The 25,552-nt window shown below is 35.1% G+C and carries 21 protein-coding genes, 2 pseudogenes and 1 riboswitch; of the genes and pseudogenes, 6 read left to right on the plus strand and 17 right to left on the minus strand.

The window, feature by feature from the left end; all coding sequences use genetic code 11:
- Nucleotides 1-118: 118 nt before the first annotated feature.
- A complete protein-coding gene (locus MHH98_RS14270; protein WP_038189825.1) occupies nt 119-976 on the minus strand; it encodes a patatin-like phospholipase family protein in 858 nt (285 codons plus the stop codon).
- An 823-nt stretch (nt 977-1,799) separates the two neighbouring features.
- Nucleotides 1,800-3,611: an Ig-like domain-containing protein gene (locus MHH98_RS14275; RefSeq protein WP_076035415.1), complete on the minus strand. Its 1,812-nt coding sequence runs from the start codon at nt 3,609-3,611 to the stop codon at nt 1,800-1,802.
- Nucleotides 3,612-3,840: 229 nt separating this feature from the next.
- Nucleotides 3,841-4,019: riboswitch (cobalamin riboswitch) on the minus strand.
- A 244-nt stretch (nt 4,020-4,263) separates the two neighbouring features.
- On the opposite strand from MHH98_RS14275, the gene MHH98_RS14280 reads away from it, so the two are divergent.
- Nucleotides 4,264-4,443 (plus strand): DUF4083 family protein, encoded by a 180-nt coding sequence (locus MHH98_RS14280; RefSeq protein WP_051448834.1) that lies wholly within the window; start codon nt 4,264-4,266, stop codon nt 4,441-4,443.
- Between the two features lie 69 nt (nt 4,444-4,512).
- Here MHH98_RS14280 and MHH98_RS14285 read toward each other — a convergent pair whose 3' ends face one another.
- On the minus strand, nt 4,513-5,292 hold the full coding sequence (locus MHH98_RS14285; protein ID WP_076035414.1) for an ABC transporter ATP-binding protein: 780 nt from the start codon (nt 5,290-5,292) through the stop codon (nt 4,513-4,515).
- A gap of 137 nt (nt 5,293-5,429) precedes the next feature.
- Nucleotides 5,430-6,272 (minus strand): CAP domain-containing protein, encoded by an 843-nt coding sequence (locus MHH98_RS14290; protein WP_235175781.1) that lies wholly within the window; start codon nt 6,270-6,272, stop codon nt 5,430-5,432.
- Nucleotides 6,273-6,592: 320 nt separating this feature from the next.
- Here MHH98_RS14290 and MHH98_RS14295 point away from each other — a divergent pair, with 320 nt between their 5' ends.
- The 3 genes from MHH98_RS14295 to MHH98_RS14305 all read left to right on the plus strand — a co-directional run bounded on the left by MHH98_RS14295 (nt 6,593) and on the right by MHH98_RS14305 (nt 8,503).
- Nucleotides 6,593-6,949 carry a potassium channel family protein gene (locus MHH98_RS14295; protein ID WP_076035413.1) on the plus strand — a complete coding sequence of 119 codons (357 nt, stop codon included), beginning with the start codon at nt 6,593-6,595 and terminating at the stop codon, nt 6,947-6,949.
- A gap of 326 nt (nt 6,950-7,275) precedes the next feature.
- Nucleotides 7,276-8,097, plus strand: a complete 822-nt coding sequence (locus tag MHH98_RS14300; RefSeq protein WP_076065954.1) for a methyl-accepting chemotaxis protein — start codon at nt 7,276-7,278, stop codon at nt 8,095-8,097.
- Between the two features lie 226 nt (nt 8,098-8,323).
- Nucleotides 8,324-8,503, plus strand: a complete 180-nt coding sequence (locus tag MHH98_RS14305; protein WP_038189843.1) for a hypothetical protein — start codon at nt 8,324-8,326, stop codon at nt 8,501-8,503.
- Nucleotides 8,504-8,632: 129 nt separating this feature from the next.
- On the opposite strand, the gene odhB is transcribed toward MHH98_RS14305, so the two are convergent.
- The 6 genes from odhB to dapF all read right to left on the minus strand — a co-directional run bounded on the left by odhB (nt 8,633) and on the right by dapF (nt 18,073).
- A complete protein-coding gene (gene odhB, locus MHH98_RS14310) occupies nt 8,633-9,886 on the minus strand; it encodes a 2-oxoglutarate dehydrogenase complex dihydrolipoyllysine-residue succinyltransferase (protein WP_076065953.1) in 1,254 nt (417 codons plus the stop codon).
- 29 nt (nt 9,887-9,915) lie between these two features.
- Nucleotides 9,916-12,714, minus strand: a complete 2,799-nt coding sequence (locus MHH98_RS14315; RefSeq protein WP_038189864.1) for a 2-oxoglutarate dehydrogenase E1 component — start codon at nt 12,712-12,714, stop codon at nt 9,916-9,918.
- 245 nt (nt 12,715-12,959) lie between these two features.
- Complete coding sequence (locus MHH98_RS14320) at nt 12,960-14,366, minus strand: HAMP domain-containing sensor histidine kinase (protein ID WP_340713124.1); 1,407 nt, start codon at nt 14,364-14,366, stop codon at nt 12,960-12,962.
- Nucleotides 14,363-15,037, minus strand: a complete 675-nt coding sequence (locus tag MHH98_RS14325; RefSeq protein WP_038189869.1) for a response regulator transcription factor — start codon at nt 15,035-15,037, stop codon at nt 14,363-14,365. Before MHH98_RS14325 ends, MHH98_RS14320 begins: the two co-directional genes overlap by 4 nt.
- Before the next feature lie 18 nt (nt 15,038-15,055).
- Nucleotides 15,056-17,089 carry a sensor domain-containing diguanylate cyclase gene (locus MHH98_RS14330; protein ID WP_038189872.1) on the minus strand — a complete coding sequence of 678 codons (2,034 nt, stop codon included), beginning with the start codon at nt 17,087-17,089 and terminating at the stop codon, nt 15,056-15,058.
- 21 nt (nt 17,090-17,110) lie between these two features.
- Entirely contained in the window at nt 17,111-18,073 is a 963-nt protein-coding gene (gene dapF / locus MHH98_RS14335; RefSeq protein WP_340711419.1) for a diaminopimelate epimerase, read from the minus strand.
- Between the two features lie 352 nt (nt 18,074-18,425).
- Between dapF and MHH98_RS14340 the strand changes: the two genes are divergently transcribed.
- Complete coding sequence (locus MHH98_RS14340; protein WP_038189878.1) at nt 18,426-18,974, plus strand: GNAT family N-acetyltransferase; 549 nt, start codon at nt 18,426-18,428, stop codon at nt 18,972-18,974.
- 395 nt (nt 18,975-19,369) lie between these two features.
- On the opposite strand, the gene MHH98_RS14345 is transcribed toward MHH98_RS14340, so the two are convergent.
- The 3 genes and pseudogenes from MHH98_RS14345 to MHH98_RS14355 form a co-directional block, all read right to left on the minus strand.
- Nucleotides 19,370-19,939 carry a dihydrofolate reductase family protein gene (locus MHH98_RS14345; RefSeq protein ID WP_038189882.1) on the minus strand — a complete coding sequence of 190 codons (570 nt, stop codon included), beginning with the start codon at nt 19,937-19,939 and terminating at the stop codon, nt 19,370-19,372.
- 170 nt (nt 19,940-20,109) lie between these two features.
- A pseudogene (locus MHH98_RS14350) lies at nt 20,110-20,220 on the minus strand (IS1595 family transposase); the annotation flags it as partial.
- A 214-nt stretch (nt 20,221-20,434) separates the two neighbouring features.
- Nucleotides 20,435-21,511, minus strand: coding sequence for an undecaprenyldiphospho-muramoylpentapeptide beta-N-acetylglucosaminyltransferase (locus tag MHH98_RS14355; protein WP_038189886.1), 1,077 nt, complete (start codon nt 21,509-21,511; stop codon nt 20,435-20,437).
- Nucleotides 21,512-21,634: 123 nt separating this feature from the next.
- Here MHH98_RS14355 and MHH98_RS14360 point away from each other — a divergent pair, with 123 nt between their 5' ends.
- Entirely contained in the window at nt 21,635-23,008 is a 1,374-nt protein-coding gene (locus MHH98_RS14360; RefSeq protein ID WP_076033910.1) for an MATE family efflux transporter, read from the plus strand.
- A 31-nt stretch (nt 23,009-23,039) separates the two neighbouring features.
- Here MHH98_RS14360 and MHH98_RS14365 read toward each other — a convergent pair.
- The 4 genes and pseudogenes from MHH98_RS14365 to MHH98_RS14380 form a co-directional block, all read right to left on the minus strand.
- Nucleotides 23,040-23,300 (minus strand): annotated as a pseudogene (locus tag MHH98_RS14365) (Ger(x)C family spore germination C-terminal domain-containing protein); the annotation flags it as partial.
- 12 nt (nt 23,301-23,312) lie between these two features.
- Entirely contained in the window at nt 23,313-23,501 is a 189-nt protein-coding gene (locus MHH98_RS14370; RefSeq protein WP_076033912.1) for a hypothetical protein, read from the minus strand.
- 121 nt (nt 23,502-23,622) lie between these two features.
- The gene (locus tag MHH98_RS14375; RefSeq protein WP_038189897.1) at nt 23,623-24,387 is read right to left on the minus strand and encodes a CAP domain-containing protein; all 765 of its coding nucleotides are present in this window, start codon (nt 24,385-24,387) and stop codon (nt 23,623-23,625) included.
- A gap of 199 nt (nt 24,388-24,586) precedes the next feature.
- Nucleotides 24,587-25,480 (minus strand): CobW family GTP-binding protein, encoded by an 894-nt coding sequence (locus MHH98_RS14380; RefSeq protein ID WP_038191078.1) that lies wholly within the window; start codon nt 25,478-25,480, stop codon nt 24,587-24,589.
- Nucleotides 25,481-25,552: the final 72 nt, after the last annotated feature.

The raw sequence follows: 25,552 nt of genomic DNA on the forward strand, positions 1-25,552 counted from the left end.
TCATATGCTCATTGTAGATTATTAATACGACAAGCCAACTATACTTTAGGCTCATAATACTTCTTTCTAATAAAGCAAAAACAGACTCTCGAATATGAGAATCTGTTTTTTTGCTCATTTATATATTTAAAAAAGCCTTTAATTCATCCATTTGTTTCGCGGCTTGCTGATAGCCCATATCATAATTTGCTCGCATTTGGGTTAAATCTTTTTCGAAACTATTTAAGGGTGCATCTGGTCTGAAGATAAAGACTCTTCCTTCTTTTTCCAATCGTTCGCAATAATCGAGCGAGGCATTGTAATGATCCACACGCTGTTCCATGCTTTTTACTAAATTGGGATATCGTTTACGAAGGAGCTTCATAACTAATTTACTTTGACGATCTTTTACTTTTCTATAGCCTTTAGGTCGGGTTAACACAAGCACATGCTTTTCAAAACCTTCATCTACTAAATGCTGAATAGGAATTGGATCTGCTAATCCCCCATCATAGTATGGTGTATCATTTATTTTAATCTCTGGAAACAATACAGGGATTGCACAGGTAGCGCGCAGTAACGTACATTCCTTATCCATATCAAGTGCGTCCTTATACTCTATATCCCCTGTATACGCATTTGTTACACCAAACTTTACTGTTCCCTCGAATTGTTGGAATCTATCCCAATCAAATTTATCTAGCTCGTTTGGAATTATATTGTAAGCAAAGTTTAATCCAAATAAACTTCTTTCTCGCAAAAAATTACGAACGCCTATATAGCGTTTGTCATGACGATAATTAACAAGGACGCGAAGTGAACGCTCTTTTTGCTCTGACACATAAGAACAGGCATTAATAGCCCCTGCTGAAATACCGACAACATGTGGCATCATAATCTCTTCATCTAAAAAAGCATCGAGGACACCTGACGTAAATAACGTACGGAATGTTCCGCCCTCAAGTACTAAACTTGTATCCTTCACATTGACCTGCATTAAATCACTCTTTCACTATATTTCTATTATTATTTTATCATATCACTTGCATCTAGAAAAAAGCTAAAACAGTATATTAATGCTTGGATTCAAATTTCTTTTCATCCGCTTTTCTTTAGTTTTATCAACATATGTTAAAATTCATTGTTGTTTTTACATAAAAAATAGAGTTGTACCTAATATATTGGCCAACTCCGATATCTATACCTTTTATCGTGATTTGAATGTTTAAATAAACTCGTTCTTTTGTTAAATTAACGAATAAGATCGTACAGCATATTTTATGTTCCAAGAAGGAGAATAAAATAAGTAATTGCGTACATTGGAAGTGCAATTGAAGTAATTATATACATTGTCATTTCGCCTTTAGAAAGTCTTCTTTTCCACTTAGTTAATTTAAGATGCCTACAATAAATTGCGCTAGAAATGAATATTAATAAGAAAGCTAATTCCATAATGTTCTCTAAAATGGTAATCAAATACTCAACTCCTTTTAGGTATTGCACTAAGAGAACTATTCTATAAAATTTTTCAAAAACCTTTATATTTAGGTAATTTAAACTTCTTTCAATCAAAAACATTTTTAGGCTTTGTTCATCTGTATCAAATGCAATTGTATCACTTTAATAATTTCGAAGATATTTCGTTGCGATCAATTTCTCATTATCTATAGAGATCAAGCCAAATAAGCTTTAAGTTGAATATGCTTCTTAATTAGCCAAAAACAACAATCAAGTTAAACAGATTCAATTATAAAGAAATAGGGCTACCCTCAAAGGCCGGTATTCACCGACTTTCTGGACAGCCCCTTTTCATACTACCGTTACTTCACTTTCACGCTAAGTTTGCTACTTTTATTTCCTGCTAGATCCTTCGCATAAATTGATAGTTTAGTATTTGCTTTTTGTTTTTTGATTTTCACACTGAAATTTCCTTTGCTTGATGCTTTAGCTGAGCCAATTTTTTTATGTTTACTATTGTAGATTGTAATTGTTGCTTTTGCTTCAGTTATACCTTTTACTTTTGTAGTTTTCGATGTGATTTTAGATACTGTTGGTTTTTTTGGTGCAATTTTATCTTTTACAATAATTGTTTTTGATACGCCTTTATTACCTACTGTATCTTTCGTTTTTACGACTAATTTTACGTTTGCTTTTTGTTTTGTAATCTTCAGCGTATAGTTACCTTTGCTACTTGCCTTTGTTGATGTAAGTAGTTTAGAGCCTTTATAAATAGAAACTGTTGCTTTAGCTTCTGTAGTCCCTTTTACAGTAGTTGCTTTGTTTGAAATTGTTCCTACTATAAGTTTTGTTGGTCCAATTTTATCTAGTACAGTAATTGTTTTTGTTACACCAGCATTGCCAGTTTCATCTGTAGTCTTTACTACTAATTTCACATTCGCCTTTTGTGCAGGAATCTTTAACGCGAAAGTTCCTTTATTGTTAGCTTTTGTTGATGTTAGAAGTTTAGTTCCATTGTATATTGAGACTGTTGCATATGCTTCTGTTGTTCCTGTTACTGATGTTGTTTTGTTTGAAATTGTTCCCACTGTAAGTTCAGTTGGGCCCTCAGTATCTGGATTTTCCACTGGTGGATTAGTATCTGGTATTTCACCAGCTGCTAATCTCGCAAATGTTGATTTTCCATTCAATGCGTCTGCTAACGCAATGATTACTTGTTCAGTAGCCATTAAGTTTGTTTTAGAATCTTTAATCATCCATTTAAACGAACCATCTTCTAATTGATAATCATCAATCATTTTTTCAAGAATGTTAACTTTTTTACCGTCTTTTTCATAGCTCCATTTGTCAGCTGTTAAATCTTCTCCAGCTGTAGCTAGTCCCATAATAATACTTGCCATTGAGTTTGAATTATCTACAAAACCATCTTTTTGATATTTTGCATGAATACCATCTACTGCTTTTTTAATAGACTCGTTAATTGTTTCATTGGACTTATCAGTATTATTTAATAACGTTAATGCAGTTAAATTCCAACCTGTTACATCTAAGTCATCAGATGAACCAAATCCAGAGAATAATCCTGAATTATTTTGTTTCTTTAAAATTACTTCTAAATGTTTGGCTTTATCATAGTCTGCATTTGCTAAGCCTAGCGCAATTGATGCCCAAGATTCACCGTATGCTGTGAAAAAACTACCATCAGCCTTTTGTTTGTTTTGTAAATCTTCAACAATGTTGCGTTGTCCAAGATTTGTTGGATCTAATCCTAGAATATATGCACCAATAATAGTACCTGCGTCTTCATTTGAAGTGCTTGAAGTAGCCGCTTTTGGTTTCATCCAATAAGATTGTTCACTAGTAACTTCTGAGCCCTCTGCCCACTTGTAGTTTTTAATATCCATGCCTAGTGCATACATTGCTGATAATGACCAGTAGCCACTGTGGGAACTGATTACTCTAGAACTAATAGTTTGGTTGTTTATAATATAATATTGTTTTGCCTTCTCTAAAGAGTTCACTAGTTTTTCTTTGATTACTTGTGGTGATGTTGTTTGAGAAGTATGGTCTTCATTGTTTACTACCATATTATTTTCAGCTTGAGCTGTAAACGGCGATAATAGTGATAGTAGCATAACAAAAGCTAACACCATACTAGATGAACGTTTTAACATTTGAATTCCTCCGATTTTATTTAGATTTGTTGGATTCGGAATTCGGCTTTTTCATGCTAGTCGACTATTTAACTCTTACTCATATATTAAATGTTGGAAATTAAAAGTTCTTAACAATGAAAAAAGCTATTTCTCCATAGAGAAATAGCATAAATACAAAGAAATATAGGACAACAGTATTGTCTAATATAGATTGTTTTGCCGTAATCTCACTTTATTCCGAAGAGTAGATATACGCTATGAATTAGATAGGTCTCCTGGCTTATGCATCAATTTACTTTAAGGACCTTCCCGTATAAAACAGTGGTATTTCCTTATTTCATCAGCATTTACAGTTGCGGATACAGCTTCGGCATTTCACCGAATTCCCTTTTATGTATGTACTACATCTAATTCTGGCATACAATATTCACTTAATATAAACTTATCATAATATTGGAAATTAATCTATCGCATTTTGATTAGTTTTTGATATTTTACTCATAACACATCAAATAATTATACAAATAAAGAAAGAAACGTATGTATATTTATTTCAAAATTGTATTTATCGATGAATCTTTTAATATGTTAATCACATAATTCCTGTTACACATGTTAAAATTGAATTAATATCCTTTTTAAAAGCATGTATGGTTGAAGGAGGGATGAATTGTTTAATGTTGGAGATATGCTAATAATTATTGTCATTGCTTTAATGATATTAGGTACGATTTCTTTTATGCTATTTATTAGAAGAATCATTATAAATACAACTCCTAAGAATGAATCTACCGAACTAAATGAAAAATTGGATAAGATTATCATGTTATTGGAAAAGCAGTCTAAATAATTATTATTCAAAATACAAAACTAGCTGTTGTATCTAATACTAAATTCAACAGTTAGTTTTTAAGTTCATTTAATCCCGCTTTGATAATAATGGACGATTATTGTACCAAATAACTTCTACTGGAATATCGAAAAATGAAGAAAGCTTTTCACTTGTTAGCATATCGATTGTACTTCCAGAAGCAAATACTTGGCCCTTTTTTAATAATAATGTTTTCTGAAAAACCGGTAGAATTTCTTCAATATGATGTGTGACATAGATTATTGTTGGTCCGCTTTCTAAAGCTGCAATTTCACCAATTGTTTTTAACAATTGTTCTCTAGCTATGAAGTCAAACCCAGTAGCAGGCTCGTCTAATATGAGTAACTCTGGATCATCCATTAAGGCACGACCAATCAATATTCTTTGCTTTTCTCCTTGCGATAAAGTTTGATAATCACGATCGGCGTATTCAATACTCCCTAGTTTTTTCAATATACTTATTGCCTTTTCCCGAATAACCGGTGTTGGCTTTTCATATAGACCAATCGAAGCAAAAGCACCTGAAAGAACGATTTCAAATGCACTATCATTGGGATTTAATTTTTGTTGAAGTCCTGATGATACGAGGCCAATCTTCCTTCTAAGCTCTTCTCCTAAAACGGATTTCCCAAATGTTCTTCCTACTACCTTTAAATCACCCTTTGTCGGAAAATAATAAGAACATAGCATATTCAACAAAGCTGATTTGCCGGCTCCATTTAAACCGTACAATACCCAATGCTCCCCTTTTTCTATTTGCCAATTAATATTTTCTAGAATCCATTGCCCTTCTCGTTTCAAACATACCTCTTTCATATGTAATACCATTTCAAAAACCCCTTTATAGATATTCATTTCATTATAACTGAATATTCACTAAACAAGAGGTTGAGAGTGAGAAAATTGTTAAGAAGTTCTCCAAATAGAAAACCCCTCATGTGGTTAGACAAGAGGGGGGGTTATAGCTATTTTGCAAAAATTTGAGTTCCATATGTTGGATATTGAGCGTTTTTACCTGAAACAACAATACCTATTCCAACTTTTTGATAATTAGGTGATAGTATATTTGCTCTGTGACCAGGGGAATTCATCCAACCATTCATAAAGCTTGTTGCAGTAGAATAACCTGCTGCAATATTCTCACCTGATGCATATGTGTTATAACCTGACCCTTTCAGGAGGTTAGACCAGCTTCCATAAGTTGGACTTGTATGACTAAAATAGCGATTTTTCTCCATATCTAATGAACGAATGATCGCTAGCTTTGTAAGCTTAGGATCTTGTTTTAAAGGTTTCAGTTTCTTTTTTGCACGTTCTTTATTTAAAATAGTAACTATTTGATCTTGCATTTTTTTATTTCCTAAATCAATGTAACTGTCGACAAATTTACCAGATTTAATCCAGTATGTCTTGCTACCTTTTTTGACTTTGATCCAACCATTTGTATTTGCAACACTCACTTTATAAATTCCAGCTGCAAGTTTCTTTGCTGATTTCGATCCTTTTTCTTTTTTATAAGTCGTTGTTTTTTTCGATAGATAGATATAATCACCAGTAAAACCGTCTTTTATCCACTTTTTATCTTTTGTTTGCATCCATTTATCTTTAGTTGTTTTTATAATCGTTACTTTCTTTTTTGCAGCTACTGTTGATTTTCTTCCATATCCGCCTTGCTTAGTAAACAATCTACTCTTTTCAGTTAGTGTTACTTTTTTTGTTTTTGGCGTACTTGCTTTAGCATAAATTGGACTTGCTAAACTGCCTAAAAAGATTATCGCCATGAAAAGGACGCTTAGTTTTTTTAGCATTTTCTTCAACTTAATTCCTCCGAATCTAATTTTTAAAACGGTATATTTTCAATGTAAGCAACACTCTCAATAGTTTTTTCGGAGAGTTCCACATTAAATATAGTCGTTTTATTAATATCAATTAAAAAAGAATCGTATAGACTACAATTTTTAATCACTATATCATATTATCAAATATTTATGGTCTCAAAGACCAAAAATAGTTTTATATTATTAATTTTTCAACCTTTCGCAGATACTTAGACCTACTCTTTAAAACTGTTCATATATATTCCATCTGTTGTATACTAGTTTCATATAGCAATAGAAAGAGAGAATGTATGATTTCATTTATATTAACTACAAAACGTCTTTTAAAGGCTTTAATCCGTGCTTTTAAGCAACCGTTATTTATTTCATTGTTTACAACCTTATTTTTTATCCTTTTGTCAGGAACGATGTTTTATACAAAAGTAGAAGGATGGTCTATACTTGATGCCATATACTTTTGTGTTGTCAGTCTGATTCCGAGTGGTGTAGATACTTCGCTCACACCAACTACAAATCTGGGTAAAGTATTTACGATGTTTTATTTAGCAGTTGGTGTTGGAGTTATGTTTCTTACTTTATTGACTCTTGGTAAGACCATGATTAAGTCTACAGATGAACCGACTACTGATTTAAAAAAAAGAAGATAATCAAAATAAAAAGGTTGTCTTAAAAGACGACCTTTTTATTTTTTAATTGCTCAATACTCTATCAGTATTAACACTTACTTATAAAAGGATTTTTTTGTTACACGAATTGAAATTGAGATTTTTTTAGAAGTAGTCTCATTTCTCCCTTTAATTTTTGTCGATACTAAGTATTTTTTCACAATTTCCCCCTTTCGAATAATCGAAATATTTACTCTATATCTAATATACGCTATTATAAATATAGTCAATTTTATCTATACACGAAATAATTGTAGATACAAAGCACTTATATCAGATGACTAGTATATAGAAGAGAGGTTTTTTGTTTGAGTTTATTAGAAGTCTTAAAACAAGCTACACCTTACATACAAATGGCATTCAATAATGAAATCTTTGTGAGTATTGTTGAGCGTGGTCAAAACAAGGTTTACTTTGCGTCTCCAGGAACTAAAGTTGATCTAGGAGTAAAGACTGGTGACACGATGGAAGATACTGAAGAATTACGACAAGCCTTTACGGGGAAAAACGTTAAAAGAGATATACCAGCCGAATTTTACGGAGTCTTACTTCACACTAACATATATCCAATTAAAGAAAATGGTCATGTAATTGGAGCTTTTAGTTTAGTATTTTCAATGGAGAAACAAGAGAAATTACAATCTTATATGGATCATCTACAAAATGCTGTCCTAGGTTTACAGGATAAAGTACATCTTGTTGCCTCTCATTCAGAGGAGCTAGCAGCAACAAGTACTGAAATTACCGAACAATCTCGTCTAGCTCTTGCTGATTCAGAAGCTTCTCATAGCGTTACAGATTTTATCAAATCAATCTCTCAACAAACGAATTTGCTTGGGTTAAACGCCTCAATTGAAGCTGCACGAGCAGGTCAACATGGTGCTGGATTTAATATTGTTGCTCAAGAAGTTCGAAAACTATCTCTAGAAACAAAGTCGGCTACCGAAAAGATTGAAGATTCACTGAAAAATATCACGCAAAATTTACAAGGCTTAATGGGCAGTATGAGTCAGATCAATTCTGCTTCTAATGAACAAGCTGAGCTAGTACAAGACTTCAGCTCAATTATTGAAGAGCTAGGATTACTCAGCAATCAAATGGGGCAATTAATGAAAGAAACATTACGATGAATTTTTTCACTCCATGAGTTTTTAGATAGCAATACGATTTAGCTCATTGAATGCTTTATAATCAATGAGCTAATTATATACCCTCCATTAACTTCTCTATCTTGCTCTAAATTCATTTTTATTTCTTTTCTTCTTAAAAACATTTCAAATTTGTCCGATTTTGTTGTCATATTCCCCTTGAATAAAGGAACGAATGTTCTTATAATGAATATAAGAGGTGAAGCGCATGGAACGACAGTTAAATCCACAAAAATTGACGACTATTGAAACCTATCAACTACAACGTATAGCGACCGAACTACTTAGTACTGCTTCAAAGGAAACAGTATTATCTACTTTATCAATCTACGCATGTTCACAAAAGCAACATTGCTCAACAATAAAAACGAATGTTAATATAACTTAATTTAAGCTTCGCATTAGGTTATTTTTCGTCCGTTACTACTTCTCTTTACACCTAATAAAAATAAGCCCTACACACTCTCAAAAGGTGTGTAGGGCTTATTACTTTCTTACAAAAGGTTTAGGCTATAAATCAAGATTCTAATAATAGGTCTTCAGGGTTTTCAAGTAATTCTTTTACAGTTTTTAAGAATCCTACAGAATCTTTACCATCAATAATACGGTGGTCATAAGATAGTGCAACGTACATCATTGGACGAATTTGTACTTCATCACCAACAGCGATTGGACGTTTTTGGATTGTATGCATACCTAAGATAGCAGCTTGAGTACCATTCATGATTGGTGTAGACATTAATGATCCAAATACACCACCATTAGTGATTGTGAATGAACCACCTTGTAAGTCAGCGATTTGTAATTTTTTGTCGCGTGCTTTTTTAGCAAGACCACCGATTGCATCTTCGATTTCAGCGAAGTTTTTACGGTCGCAATCGCGAACAACTGGTACTACTAATCCATCGTCAGTAGATACAGCAACACCAACATCATAGAAGTTATTAAGGTGGATTTCATTACCTACGATTTGAGCATTAACGTATGGATATTTTTTAAGTGCAGCAACTACTGCTTTTGTAAAGAATGACATGAAACCAAGACGAGTTCCATCATGCTTTTCTTGGAATTGATCTTTTTTACGGCTACGAAGTGCCATAACGTTTGTCATATCGATTTCGTTGAAAGTAGTAAGCATTGCCGTACTTTGTTTTACTTCAAGTAAACGAGTTGCGATTGTTTGACGACGACGAGACATTTTTTCAACTGTCACGCGAGATTCGTCAACTGCAGGAGTAGCAGCTTTCGGTGCTTCAGCTGGTTTTGCAGCAGGAGCAGCTGGCGCTGTACCATGTGCAGCCACATCTTGTACGCGAACTCGACCTTGAGGATCTACTGGAGATACAGATGCTAAGTCGATTCCTTTTTCACGAGCTAATTTGCGAGCAGCTGGGCTAGCAATTACACGCTCAGTTGAAGATGATTCTTCTACAACTACAGGTGCTGGTGCAGCTTTTGGTGCTTCTACAGCTGGTGCCGGTGCAGCCTCTTCAGCTGCTGGTGTTGGTGCTGGAGTTGCTGGAGTTGCAGCAGCATCACCTGCTTCAACGATTGCAATTACAGCACCTACTAATACAGTATCGCCTTCTTCAGCAAGGATTTCTTTCAAAATACCAGCTTCTTCAGAGATAATTTCAGCGTTTACTTTATCAGTTTCAAGTTCAACGATGAACTCACCTTTTTCTACTTTATCACCAGGTTTTTTCACCCACTGTGCGATCGTACCTTCTGTGATAGATTCTGCTAATTCCGGGACAATAATTTCAGCCACAATAATTTCCTCCTTCAAAATATTCGCTATTAGCGAGTTACAGCTTCTTCAATAATACGTGCTTGTTCAGCTTTGTATGAATCTGCATCACCTTCAGCAGGAGATGAACGTACGATACGACCGATGTAACGAACGTCTTTGTCTTCTGCTACTTCACGCATATAAGGATCTGCAAATGTCCATGACCCCATGTTTTGAGGTTCTTCTTGTACCCATGCAAGTTCTTTTGCGTTAGGGAAACGTTTAATAATTGCAGCAATTTTCTCAGATGGGAATGGGTACAGTTGTTCAACGCGTACTAAGTGTACGTGATCGAAATCTTTACCATCTCCAACTTTTTCTGCAATATCAATAGCTACTTTACCTGAAGCAAATAGAATACGCTCTACTTTTTTCGTAGCTGAACCAGTTGTCGGGTGTTCAATAACTGTTTCAAAATGACCAGTTGCTAATTCCTCTACATCTGCAGCTACGATTTGATTACGTAATAGTGATTTTGGTGATACAAGAACTAATGGACGAATTGCTTCTGTACCTAACATCTTAGCTTGACGGCGTAATAAATGGAAGTAGTTTGCAGCGCTTGATAGGTTTGCAACAGTCCAGTTGTTTTCACCAGCTAATTGTAAGAAACGTTCTAAACGAGCACTTGTATGTTCTGAACCTTGACCTTCAGCAGCATGCGGTAATAACATAACAAGACCTGATTTTTGACCCCATTTAGAGCGAGATGCAGAAATGAAGTTATCAAACATTACTTGAGCCATGTTTGCGAAGTCACCGTATTGCGCTTCCCAGATAGTTAGATTTTTCTCATTTTCTAAATTATAGCCATATTCATAGCCTACGATAGCAGCTTCAGATAATGGGCTGTTATACACTACAAATGAAGAGTCTGCACCAGTAATATGGTGTAATGGTGTTAATTCTGCACCTGTTTTTTCGTCATGTAACACAAGGTGACGGTGTGCGAATGTACCACGTTGTGCATCTTGACCTGTTAAACGGATTGAATTACCTTCTTGTGTAATTGTTCCGAAAGCTAACGTTTCAGCATGACCCCAGTCAATTTTACCTTTACCTACGAATGCATCTTCACGACGGCTAAGGATTTTGCCTAGTTTTTTGAAGACATTGAAGTCTTGTGGCCATGTTAATAATTCTTTGTTCATTTTTTCTAGACGTTCGCGCTCAACACCAGTTTCTACGATATCATAACCGTTTTTCACAGCTTCTGGCATTTCGTTTTCAACATGTTGCCCTTCGCCAACTTCTTTCACATGATCATATGCTGCTTGCATTTCTTTTTGTGTATCAGCATCTAAAGTAGCAACTTCTTCTGCTGTTACAATACCTTGACCTGCAAGTGCTTTACCGTACAATGCACGTACTGTATCGTGACCATGAACACCTGTGTACATTGTTGGGTTTGTGATCATTGGTTCGTCCATTTCATTATGACCATATCGGCGGTAACCAACTAAGTCTACTAAAATATCCTTACCAAATTGTTCACGATATTCTACTGCAAAACGAGCCACTTGTACAACTGCTTCTGGATCATCCGCATTAACGTGTAATATTGGAATTTCATAACCTTTTGCAGGGTCTGAAGAATAAACAGTTGAACGTGAATCATAATGCTCAGTAGTAAATCCAATCATATTATTAGCAATAATATGAACTGAACCACCTGTGTTAAATCCTTTTGTGCGTGAGTAGTTCATCGTTTCAGTTACAACACCTTGACCAGCAAACGCTGCGTCACCATGAACTAAAATCGCTAGAGCAGATTTAGCATCTTGAGTTGGAGCACCTGCTTTAGAAGTGTTATCTTGAGCTGCACGAGCTTGACCTGTAACAACCGGACTTACTACTTCTAAATGAGATGGGTTATAGGCTAATTTGATTGTTGCACCTTTTTTGCTGTTATATGTAGCACCCATATGATATTTAACATCGCCAAACCATCCTTTAGTTACTTCTAAAGAACCGTCTTTCGGAATAAATAACTCATTTGGAACGTGCGCAAAATCAGCAAACATCATATCATATGGTTTGTGTAATACATGCGTTAACACATTTAAGCGACCACGGTGAGCCATACCGATCATAACATTTTTTACACCTTTGTCTTCTGAACGGTGAACGATTTCATCCATAAGAACAACTAATGCATCTAAACCTTCGATAGAAAAACGTTTTTGTCCTACAAATGTTTTGTGGATGAATTTCTCAAATCCTTCAACCTTTGTTAGTTGGTTTAAAACTGCTTTTCTCTCATCATTTGAAAGACCTGCGTTTAATACGCCACTTTCAATTTTAGATTGTAGCCACACACTCTCTTCTCTGTTAACAACGTGTGCAATTTCTACAGCAATTTTACTTGTATAAATCGCTTTTAGGTAATTAATTGCATCTAATCCATTGTTAACGCTTGCAGGAATGTCTTTTAATAATAACGAAGCAGGTATTTCGATTAGATCTTGATCAGATAAACCGTAAGTTTTTGCTTCGATTCGAGTAGTGTCACGTGGATGGTCTTTTAAAGGATAAATGTCTGCTCCTAAGTGACCATATACACGAATGGCATCCGCATATTGAACGGCAGCTAAAACTTTTGCAAAGTTACCTGGTTCAACGCTTGTAGCGTTTGATACTTCACTAGTTTGAACTGGTGCTCCGTATTGTTCGAATAATGATACAAGTTCTGGATCAACTTCTTCTGGTGATGTTAAATACAAATCGTACATTTCCATCACATAGCCAAGGTTGGGACCTGAAAAAGCTGCCCATGGTGAGCTTACAGGTGAAACATTGTTTGACATGTAGAATTACCTCCAACTTTTTTGCCAAGTGGCAGTTCCATTAATTAATTTAATTAATAATTTGAAAATCCACTAACTATCTTACCATTCTTCCTGCTTAAGTGAAACAACTGTATTAATAAATCAAGAAGAACATTTTTCCCCTTCAATCTTACTACTCTTCACAAAAAATACAATCGTTTTCAACAAATTTAGCAATTTTTTTCTTGAACGAACTAATAATAGAATAAACTTTGATAAAAACGTCATTTTTCAGCTGGCAATTCTATAGAAAAAGTGCTACCGAAATGGAGTTTACTCTTCACTTTTATCGTTCCACAGTATTTATTTACCAGCATATTTACAATACTCAATCCTAATCCTGTGCCCCCACCATCTCGGGAACGAGATGAGTCGACTCTATAAAATCGGTCAAATATCCGTGCTTGGTCTTCCTCTGCAATACCAATACCTTGATCTGATACTTCAATTTGCACATTTTCATGCTGTTTTGAAAGTCGGATTTTAATCCTTGGACTATTTTCCGAATAACGTATAGCGTTTTGCATAAGATTGCGTAAAATCTGGCCATAAGCATTGTCAGAAATAATTGCCCTGTAACTATTTTCTGAATCAACCTCTAATTCAATCGTTGCATCTGGGGATAGTACTTTTATTTCCTCCATAATATCGGCAGTAATCATAAGAATATCAGCATTGTTTTGTAAATCGTTCTGTTCTCTTCTTGCAAGTTCTAACATCTCTTCTATAAGCTTTTTCATACGTGTAATTTCTAGTAAGGAAGTATTTAATGATTCTTCCAAAACAGCTGGATCGTCTTTCCCCCACCTTTTAATTAACGATAGGTGTCCTTCTACTACTTGAATAGGGGTTCTCAGCTCATGAGAGGCATCAGAAATGAATTGTTGTTGGCTAAGGAATGATTGCTCTAGTTCCCCCATCATCGATCGATATACGGTCAATAAGTCACCAATTTCATCCTTGGCATCGTATTGAAGTTTAATGGGCGCCTTAAATCCCTGTTCTGCCACTTCCGTCATCTCAAGTCTCAGGTCGTCTAGTGGTTTCAATAATGTAGTCGCCAAAATATAGCCTATTCCTGCAGATGCTATGAGGGCCCCTAACCCTAAAATACACATAGCCGTTAAAATATATCGCATAAGTGATAGAAACGAAGTCAAGGGGTGCGTCAATTGTATATAGCCTGAAAAAGGACCAATCTTGATTGTCGATGCAGCCAAAAACGTATCTACATTCTCTACCTTTTCTTTCGAAATAGCATAACCGTGGTTTGGTAAACCTTCTGGTACTGAAGGCATGATTTTCGTTGAATCATTAATACGTAATATTTCTACTTTATCTTGATTCAGTATACGGACTGTTTGATTCTTATCTACAATAGAATTCATAAGCCCCTTATTTGACTGAATATCATGTATGGTTAAGAAATTACCTTGAGATTCAAAGAACACTGTTAAGTCATCCATTGTACGCTTTACTGACTGCTCCTGCTCATTTAACAGCCATGAGTGGATAGCAATGTAAAGGACGGAACAAATGACAGCAAAGCTAACGAAAATGACGACAGCAGATGTAAGTGCCCATTTCCCTTTTAACGACTGGTTTGATAAATAATGTTGGATTTTATTCATTCTCGCATCACATACCCAACTCCACGCACTGTTTCAATGTAGCCACTTTCTAATTTTGGTAGTTTTGAGCGCAGGTGACGGATATATACGTCTACGACATTTGTTTCCACATCAGATTGATAACCCCATACCTGCTCTAAAATTTGATCACGGGTACAAACACGATTCTTATTTTCAATTAATAAGCTGAGTAGATCAAATTCTGTTTTAGTCAAACTAAGTATTTCCTCATTGACATAGGCAGTGTATGCCGGAGAATCAATAGTAATATTTTTAAATACTAATTGTTGTCCTGTTGACTCGATCGAAGTATATCGCCTTAAAATTGAGCGAATTCTTGCTAATAATTCTTCAATAGCAAAAGGTTTTACAATGTAATCATCAGCTCCCGCATCTAGACCAGCTACACGGTCAATTACAGCATCTCGAGCGGTTATTAAAATAATAGGTACATCCGAAATGGCTCTAATGCGTCTACATACTTCAATTCCATTTAATTCTGGAAGCATAACATCGAGTAAAATGACATCGAATTCTTGCTCTAGAGCCGTCTCTAAACCAATACGGCCGTTTGAACAAACTGTCACTCCAAATTGTTCATGCTTCAGTTCTAGTTCAATAAATCGTGCAATGTTTTTTTCATCTTCTACTAATAGAATATGCTTTTGCATTGAAAACACCTTCCATCTTTAACTTGAAAAATGATACGAGTTTTTCCCTTTTGTTTTTTTCGCAATATATAGTGCCTCATCAGCTTTATCTAGCAAGTCTTCTATTGATTGACCATTCTCAGGGAATGAAGCGATCCCAATAGACGATGTAGGTGAAAAGTGTTGTTCGTTAATTGTCCAGCCATCTTTTAGTGTTTGTTGAATACGTTTAATAGTATTTTTCACTTGCTGCTTACGGGTGCATTGGTCTTTTGACATATTAGTTAAAACAACAATAAATTCGTCTCCACCTATTCGACTAACTATGTCTAAATCACGAACACTGGCAACAAGCGCCAGTCCAAAATTACGGATAAAGTCATCCCCTACATCATGACCGAAATCATCGTTCACTTTTTTAAAATCATCCCCATCAATATAGAGCAATGTAATAGCGTAATCTAGAGCAATCGCTTCTTTAACTAACTTAGTAAATTCCATTAATAAGTAGCGTCGATTTGGTAGCAGCGTTAAACTATCATGATAGGCCATAAAGCGCAATTGATCTTCCCTTTTCTTACGATGGGTAATTTCCCTAGCGACACTTACATATTGGAACACTTCATCACGTTCAGCATCCTTAACTGCTGTTAGATAGGTTTCAGTCCAAAAAGTTTCTCCATTTTTCGTTTTAATCTGTAAATCAATCTGTACGTCCCCTTTTTCCAATAGTGTCGATGAAAATTCACCCTTTAACAATTCCTTACTATCATCAGACATCATATCAAAATAGAAACGCCCAAGTAGCTCGTCCTTTTCAAAGCCAAGTTGTTTAATATGGTTTGGGGAAACATAAATGATTATGCCATCATCATTCGTAATGACAATCAAATCATTTGTATTTTCGGTAATAAGTCGGAAAGTTTTTTCAATATTCCGAAGGTTGGTCATCATAATTTTTTTATCAGATACATCGAAACAAACAGAAAGAAAACTCTCAATTTCACCATAATTACTGAATATCGGAACAATTGTAGTATCCATCCAGTATCGGTTCCCATATTTAGAATGGTTGCAAATTTCTCCGCGCCAAATTTGACCATTTAGTAACGTTTTCCACATTTCTTCATAAAATGAAGAAGACTGAGTCCGTGAATTTAATATCTTATTCGATTTTCCGATTAGCTCATCTGCACTATATTGACTTGATTGCGCATAGCGCTCATTTACAAATTTAATGATGCCATTTTTATCTGTAATACAAATATTTGCCGCTGAATTCAGAGCTCCTTTATAACTATTAAGCATATGATTTACTTGACGTAAATCTTCTTTTAATTGAATATTTTTCGTTAATTCTAACCATTGAATATAAATAGCTACAACTTGGTTATTAGTAGTGATTGGCGAAAAACTGACAAGGAATTGGCTATCATTGCCATCCGCTTTTTTATGTGTATACAAAACGGAAGGATTCCCTCTTCCATTTAAAGCGTCTTGGAGATGCTCTGTGAATGATTCATGATCTTCTGGTGAAACAAGATGAAAATCAAAAAACATTCTACCTTTCCAGTCTTCAATCTTGCAGTTAAAGTACTGCTCAAATTTCGGATTACCATCAAAAAAGGTTAAATCATTAGCTAATACAATTGTTGGGTCCATTTTCATGTCAAAAAGTGATTGTAGAAATAAGTTTTTTTCCTCTATCACTTTTTGCTGTGAAATTTCTTTCGTAACGGCAAGTATATATTGCTTTCCACCATAAAAAATTGGCGTAACGGTTGTTTCATTCGTGCGCTCAGTGTCAGAGAACAAATAGAAATCTCGGTATTGAAGAAGTTGCTGTTTCTCGATGGATTCATTGTAATATTTAACTATCATCTCAACGATTTCTGTTTCTAAACAAGCAGAAAGACTTTTGCCTATTGGCGACTCGTCAAAAACATCTTCAGCTACACGATTTATGTATACGTATAGATATTCATTACTGACTTTTTCCATTAAAAAAACAAAATCTAAACAATTTTGATAAAGCGCATCAAACTGCTCTTTAGTAATCAGATTGCCATTCAATATTGCCACCTCTTCAAGAAGTTAAATAAATAGATATGCTGTTTTAGTCTCTGCATAAGTTATTAGAGATTCATAAGCTTTTTGTTCGTCTGTTTCCTTAACAGATTGCCACAACCATTCTTTTTCAGTGCTCAACTCTAATTCAGCTACAAATGTTGCATTACCAATCAGTTTTAAAACATAATTACCTGCATTATGATGCACATGACATTGAACAAAGCCACCAGGGTTATAGACTGTTACTTTACTAGCTGAAACTACTCCCTCTATAGAAGAAACTAATGCAGATGCTGTCATCGCCGTACCACAAGCATTAGTAAAGCCTACTCCACGTTCATATGTACGGACGTAAATTGAGTCCTCATCCATCGGATACACATAGCTCACATTTACACCGTCTTGACAATACTCATTATCACCATTTAATGTGCTAGATAAACTTTCTTGATGATGTGTATTGGCTATTTTATCAGACCGAACAATTCCGATTAAATGTGGATTAGGAACTGATACAGCTGTAAATGAAATGTCATCAGCAAATTCCTCAATTACTTCATTACGAATTTGTTGTTTGTTTTTGTAAAGCATTGGTAAAGAAACAAGGTCAAAAGATACTGGTGCAATTTCAACAGAATATGTTGGAATGCCCTCGAAAATTGATGGTTCTTTTTGTACCATTAAGACGGCTTTCATTGTTTCAATATATGCCTTTGAAACATTGTATTTTTCACAAATATAGCGAGCGACGCAACGTAAACCGTTGCCACACATAGATGCCTCAGATCCGTCAGCATTAATGACACGCATTTTTGCAAGTCCTTTTTTAGATGGTGCAACAAGCAATAGGCCATCTGCTCCCCCAAGATTGTCTTTTTGACAAAGCCAAACGCCAAGTTTAGACCAATCCATACTTTTTTCGTCAGTTGTTTCAAATATGTAAAAGGTATTGCCTGAACCGTGAACTTTATGTAACTGCATTAACATATACATCCCCCCGTATTATCTATATATATCATAATTCTATTTTGTCAAGCATACAACTGTATATGTTCCAATTAAGGCTTGTAAATATTACAAATTTATTTTTTCATGTTTTTTTCTTTGCAAATCAGGTAAAACTTAGTATAGTTAAATTGCAAAATAATTTCATAAAATGATTCCTATTTTTTATAGAGTCAATAGGGAAGGCAAATGGTGCGCCACCAGTAGTCATGCTGGTTCTAGTGGGTTCGATTCCCACCCCGAAATTTTTTATGCAACATTATATGAAAAATTTCGAGGGGGCTAGGACCTGCCATTTATTTGGACGTTCACCCCCGTAAAGGAGGCGTTTCGCTTGATTAAGCGACGTGAATTACACGAATGTAACGATCTTTATGAGTTACTAAAACACCCATCTGTCTTCCCTTTTGTGCGTCAGAAAGCTAATAGTGCCGATGAGTACTGGTTTTTGACTAGCCAACTAATGGAAGACGAGGAGAACGGTAAAGCCGTTTCTCGTACGATAACCGATGACTGGGGACAACCCATCGGCACAATTACCGTCTATGATGTGCAAGACGGCGCTGGCTTTTTAGGCACCTGGATCGGTACCCCACACCAAGGAAAAGGATACAACCAGAAAGCAAAAGAACTCTTCTTACATGAACTGTTCTTTGAACTGGAGTTCCATACCGTTTTCTTACGAATTCGCTCTGAAAACGCCAAATCCCTTCGTGCTGCCGAGAAAATTGGCTATATAATGGATGCTAAAGAAAGCCACCCATCCCTATATGAACAAATCAACCAAGGTGACAAGCACTTTGAACTAATGAAAATCCAAAAAGACTACTTTTATTTATATACAGCTAGTCAGAAAAAAGAAGAAGAAGAACAAGCGATGTAATCTTAAATGCTGAGGGCGCTCGCTCAGACTCGACAGCCGTTGGAGGGCTCGAACACAAGACGCTTTTTGTCTTGTGCCGAGAGACCGAAACGACCCGAGAGTCTAGCGCCTGAAGCTAGGCATTCTACTTTGGGACACTTCCATTCCCTATCGCTCGTTCAACCACATAACGGTATTTTCATTAAAAGAAGCCTTCACAAAAGTGAAAGCTTTTTTTCTCTTGGCTCTGTTAAAATTTAATGTTGATAATTTAATAATATTAAAAGAAACCCATTATATAAGAGTTGCTCATCCTTATTGCAATAACTCTAGCCATTAGTAGAATAAGTAACAACTTCTATTGAGTATTACCTTTTGATATTCATTAGAATTCATCATTGTAATGATCGATATTATTAATTACTATTACAATGATAGATTAGTTGTACAACGCCAGAAGAGAAAGTTTTTGTATTAACCACTTTTAAATTTAACCTCTGTTTTATATCAATAAACATCGGTTTTCCTTCTCCCAAAATAACAGGGTGGATAGATAATCTAAATTCATCAACAAGCCCTAAATTTATAAAAGTTGTAATGAGACTTGCTCCGCCATATAGCCAGATGTCTTTACCAGGCTTATTCTTCAATTTATTTACTTCTTCAAGAATATTTTCATTTATAAATATTGCTCGATTATCTGCCTCTTTTTGTGTTCTGGAAAATACATATTTTTCTTTACTATGAACCAATCCCCAAATTTCTTTTTCGCTATCAGAATCTTTAGTTTTCGGAATATATTGTCCCCATAAATCGTAGCTTTTTCTACCATATAAAATAGTATCAATTTGATTCAAGAAATTAGTGAACCCCATATCAGGTTCCATAATGCACCAATCAACTTCTCCATTTTTCCCTTCAATAAAACCATCTAAAGTAACTGCTAAATCTAAAATTATTCTTCTCTGTTTTACGTTATTAGACATATCTCTTTCTCCTTTTATCATTTCAGATATTGTTTCTTCTGCCCCGATATTCAATAATTCATTATTGATAGCATGTAAAAAATTACTAAAATAATTTGCCCGTTGAATAAGGATTACACAACGAATTTAGATAATCGTCGGCTATTATAAGTATCTGTCATTTCAAATACAACTGAGGATGAAAGTTCAACATACAGTATAAACCATTGATAGGCTTGTTCCTTTTTGGCATGTGGTATCTTGTCGATATACTTTAATAAGTTGCTAAATGCTTTGCTCACCTTAAATAATCGAATACTTGTTCTTATTATGATTTTAACAAGTATTCGGAGAGGTATCAAATATCAACATTTACCTTTAACAGAGCCTTTCCCTTAAAAAGTTCATACGCAATCGAACTTACAAATCCCTCTTATATTTATACCAAAAAGGACATTAACTATATTTAAAGTTAATGTCCTTCATATTAAGCTATCTCAGTTAGAGATACTTTTGTTATTTAGCATAATTTAATATCAACTCTACCATTTCATCTGGTGTTTTAGGAGATTCTGTTTCTCGCATTTGCTTGATCAAACCTTCTTTATGTTGCTCCAAGCTAAGTAGTGCTTCCATAAATGTTTTATTCGTTAAATCATCTTCTTGTAAAACTTCAGCTAAACCTTGTTCAAAAAATAGCTTAGCATTCAAAATTTGATCACCACGTGATTTTTGTAGAGATAACGGAATTAGTAACATTGGTTTTTCTAAAGCTAAAAACTCAAAAATAGAGTTTGAACCCGCTCTAGATACGATTAGATCAGAAGCGTGTAATAGGTCTGGCAATTCTGTCGTTACATATTCAAACTGCTTATAGCCAGGCATATTTACTAAAGCTTCATCTATATGCCCTTTTCCGCAAAGATGAATAACGTTGTGATTTTCTAAAAGTTGCACAATATTAGCGCGTACTGCATCGTTAATAAATTTAGAACCTTGGCTACCACCCATAATCAGGATTACTTCTTTTCTTTCTTTAAATTCACATAATGCTAAGCCTGTTGCTTTTCGTCCTTCAAATAATGCTGGTCGAATAATTGATCCCGTGCAAGACGCCTTTTCTGCTGGTAAATGCTTAAGTGTTTGCTTGAATACTGTGAAAATATGCGAAGCAAATGGTAATGATAATTTATTGGCAAGACCTGGTGTAACATCAGATTCATGCGCAATAACTGGAACTCCAGCCATTTTTGCTGCCATAACAACAGGTACTGATACAAAGCCACCTTTAGAAAAAATCGCTACAGGTTTTAATTTACGAATAATCGTTATTGCTTGTGCAACACCTGCTAAAACTCTGAACGGGTCTGTAAAATTTTTCATTGAAAAATAACGTCTTAATTTACCGCTTGAAATTGCATGATATTGGAGGTCAGGGAATGCCTGGCCTATAATTTCTTTTTCAATGCCCTCTTTTGAGCCGATATAGTGCACCTCATAGCCTTTTTTAAGGAAAGATGGTATTATAGCCTGATTGAGTGAAACATGGCCAGCTGTACCCCCACCAGTTAATATTATTGTTTGGTTCGTCATTATTATTCTCCTATTCTGCTAGAACAATGTATGAACTGCTTTGGATTTATTAGAACAGCTACTTATTTTACTATACGAAATCACAATAGAAAAGATGTCAATTAATACTTGGAGGCGAATTATATGCATGAAACATCTACGATGAGAGCAAAATGGACAGTCATGCTGAAAATTGTGTTTCCGATCTTAATCACCCAAATTGCTTTATATTTAATGTCGTTTTTCGATGTCTTAATGTCAAGTAAATATAGCACTGCTGACTTAGCAGGTGTTTCCATTGGTTCTTCGATTTGGTTGCCTGTTTATACAGGTTTATCAGGAATTCTTTTGTCCATAACACCTATTGTAGCACAATTTGTCGGTGCAAAAAGGCAGAAAGAAGCGACATTTTCAGTTCAACAAGGATTTTATGTCGCAATTGTATTAGCAATTATTATTTTCGGACTATTAATGGCAGGCATTAATCCCTTATTAAATGCGATGACTTTAGAACCTGAAGTACAACGCATTGCACATGATTATTTGATCGCTATGAGTTTTGGCTTAATTCCTTTATTTGTTTATAGTGTTCTACGATGTTTCATCGATGCTCTTGGAAAAACTAGAATATCTATGTTCGTAACTTTACTAGCTACACCGGTCAATATTTTCTTTAACTACTTATTAATTTTCGGTAAATTTGGCTTTCCTGAGCTTGGAGGAGTGGGCTCCGGGGTGGCTTCAGCCATAACTTATTGGATTATTTGTGCTGTGGCTATTGTCATTACTATGAAGGGTCAACCATTTAAAAACTTTAAATTGTATGCAAGTTGGCCAAAAATCCACTTTGCAAAATGGCTAGAAATTTGCAAAATCGGGGTACCTATTGGCTTATCTATTTTTGCAGAAACAAGCATATTCTCAATTGTTGCAATAATGATGAGTAATTACAGTACCGCTGTTATTGGTGCCCATCAAATTGCGATGAACTTTGCAAGTCTTACCTATATGATGCCTTTGAGTATAGCAATGGGTGCAACTATTTTAATAGGCTTTGAAGTTGGTGCTAAACGATTCAAAGATGCACGTATTTATAGCTACATATCAGTCGTGACAGCCGTTATTTTCAGTTTTATTTCTGCAACTATTTTAATCATTTTCAGAGAACAAATAGCCGGTGTGTATTCAACTGATCCACAAGTACTAGCTTTAGCAACCCAGTTTCTAATTTACGCTGCTTTCTTCCAATTGTCGGACGCCATACAAGCACCGGTCCAAGGAGCATTACGCGGGTATAAGGATGTGACTATTACTTTCATAATGGCTATGATATCGTATTGGGTAATTGGATTACCTCTTGGCTATGTTATTGCAAATTATACAGATTTAGGACCTTTCGGTTACTGGATTGGTCTTATTAGTGGTCTTACAGCTGGTGCTGTAACCCTAAGTTTCCGTCTCCTTATTGTTCAGCGGAAAGCGAAAAAAGAGTCACAAGAAAACTCCTCTATTGCTTAATAGAGGAGTTTTTATTCCTCTAAAATTACAACTACTCTAATATCCCAGTTCTTGTAATTGTAATTTTAGGCTTTAATGTTAATGAAGCAAACTTTTCTCCCCATTTTTCATCCCATACTTTTGGATGGAACGCACGTATCTTTCGCCCAATTCCTAATGCATCTGATGGTGCATCTTGAAGTTTAACTAACAATTTTTCAACGTCTTCCTGAACCTTTTTCGTCAAAAACCCTTGCAACTCTCTCCTTATTTTATCTTCATATAATCTATTATGAGGGAACTCCTCAATATTTACATTTAATTTTTAATTTATATGTATGGTTGCTGACGAAACATCCAACTGTTCTTGTACTTCTTTTTTATTGAGTAAGGAACCATAATAGCAAATAACAGCGAATGGCTCACCTGGCCAATCGATTTCGCGAGCTACAAAATCAGCTGAGTTATAATAGGTCTTTTGTAGTTGTGATATAAATGTTTCAATTTGCTGCATTAAGTCTCCCCCTTTTTGGATTAGTATAGGAAAGTTCAAATAAATTTAATCGACCTTTTAAGGTATATAACAAAAAACCAGCTCTCAAAATTGAGAGCTGGTTTACTATATATAGTATTCTTTATTTTGCTTTAATAAATTGTTGTGTCCAGTAGTTACCATTAGCAGCATAACCTACACCAATATGAGTAAATGATGTACTCATAATATTTGCACGGTGACCTGGTGAATTCATCCAACCTTTTACAACTTCTTCTGGTGTTTTTTGACCCATAGCAATATTTTCTCCAGCAGCACTGTATTTAATACCTAGTGCTTTCATACGATCAAATGGTGAACCAAAAGTTGGGCTTGTATGTGAGAAATATTTATTTTTTTGCATATCAAGTGATTTCTCACGTGCTGCACCCATCAAAGCTTTATCTGATTTAAGAGCAGCTAATCCAGCTTTTTGACGTTCAACATTAGTTAACTCAATAACTTTTTGTTCGAATTGATCTACAGTCGATGATGTAGAGTTATTCGAATTTGATGAATTGCTACCTGAATTACCTGTATTGCCATTTGACGAACTGTTGCCTGAGTTACCTGTGTTGCCATTTGACGAATTGTTGCCTGAATTATTTGAGTTACCATTTGATGGTTTGTTCTCTGGTTTTGAAGTATTGCCACCTGAAGGTTTACTTGTATTGCAATTATACTTATAAGTGTATTTATTTGTTTTGCTATTAAACTTATAAGTTACCTTACAAGGCTTAGCCCCTTTATATGTTGTTTGCGTTTGCTTCACCGTGTCGGTTGAGTTTGTAGAAGCTGAAGCTTCCGCCGTTCCCGCCTGTACGCCCATTAGCATAACGAGACTCATTGGTAATAACCATTTTTTCATGTTTTATTCCTCCTTGTCTGCAAATATCGTAACGCGGGATTTTTGTAATAAAGTGTCCAATTATTGCTACTTCGTCCAATTAAGATTAACAACGCCTTGATTTCAATCACGAATAGGCTATGAAATTGTGCAAATTTAGCAATCTATCGTTTTATTACTAGGAGGATTGGGTTGACACCCAAAAAAACGGCTTGTTATGTTACAAAGTACCAACAACCTCGAGTTCATTAACATTTTCACCGATGATAACAATATTAGGAGGCATCTGCATATATTCAGGCATCCATTGAGTTAAACCGTATGCATATTGAAAGAGCATTGGATTTTTCATACCTTTAATAGGAACATACCCTTTCATACGATAAATAGTTGAAGGAATTGTTCGAAGCCACGCTTCAAAAACTTCTTGTTCTACTGGTTCAGTGAATGTTACTAAGCGAGAACTTAAATGCAAATGACTTATTGGGGCTGATTCAATGTTATTTGGGCGAGCTGTTGCATGTAGGCTCTGTAAATACTTTAAAGGTACCCGGCCATTAGTTGTTTGTAATAACTGCGCATGTGGATTTAAAGATTGAATTTCAAACGTTACTTTTGCTCGTTCTTCTTCTGTTAGTAAATCTGATTTATTAGCTAAGATAAGATGCGCATGTCGGATTTGTTCTAAAAACAGTGATCGTACTTGAGGTGATAATTGATTTCGTTCTAGCCAGCGTTTACTATCTGCCACTGTAACGATTCCCTTTATATTCAATTGATCAGCAAAAAGAGGCGAATATACAGCATCTAATGCCTCCACTGGATGCGCTGCCCCTGTTGTCTCAATAATGAGTACATCAAACTCTGATTCTGCTAATAATGTTTGTATTTGCGCTTCTGTTTTTTCTGATCCTGAGCAACATATACAACCATTGAGCATTTCTTTCAAAGGAACATCCTCTTCCACTGCTTGTGAATCGAAATTTAATTTGCCTAGCTCATTCATAATAATTGCTGGTTTAATATTTTGTTCTTTCAATTGACGGATTACATCTGTCATCATAGATGTTTTACCGCTTCCTAAAAATCCACTAAATAGATATACATCAACCATGTAAATCATCCTTTCTTCTATATAAATGCATGAAAAAGCTGACCTCCTAAGACGGTCAGCTCTTCATTCATT

The organism is Viridibacillus sp. FSL H8-0110, from assembly GCF_038003565.1.
GTDB classification, from domain to species: Bacteria; Bacillota; Bacilli; order Bacillales_A; family Planococcaceae; genus Viridibacillus; species Viridibacillus arenosi.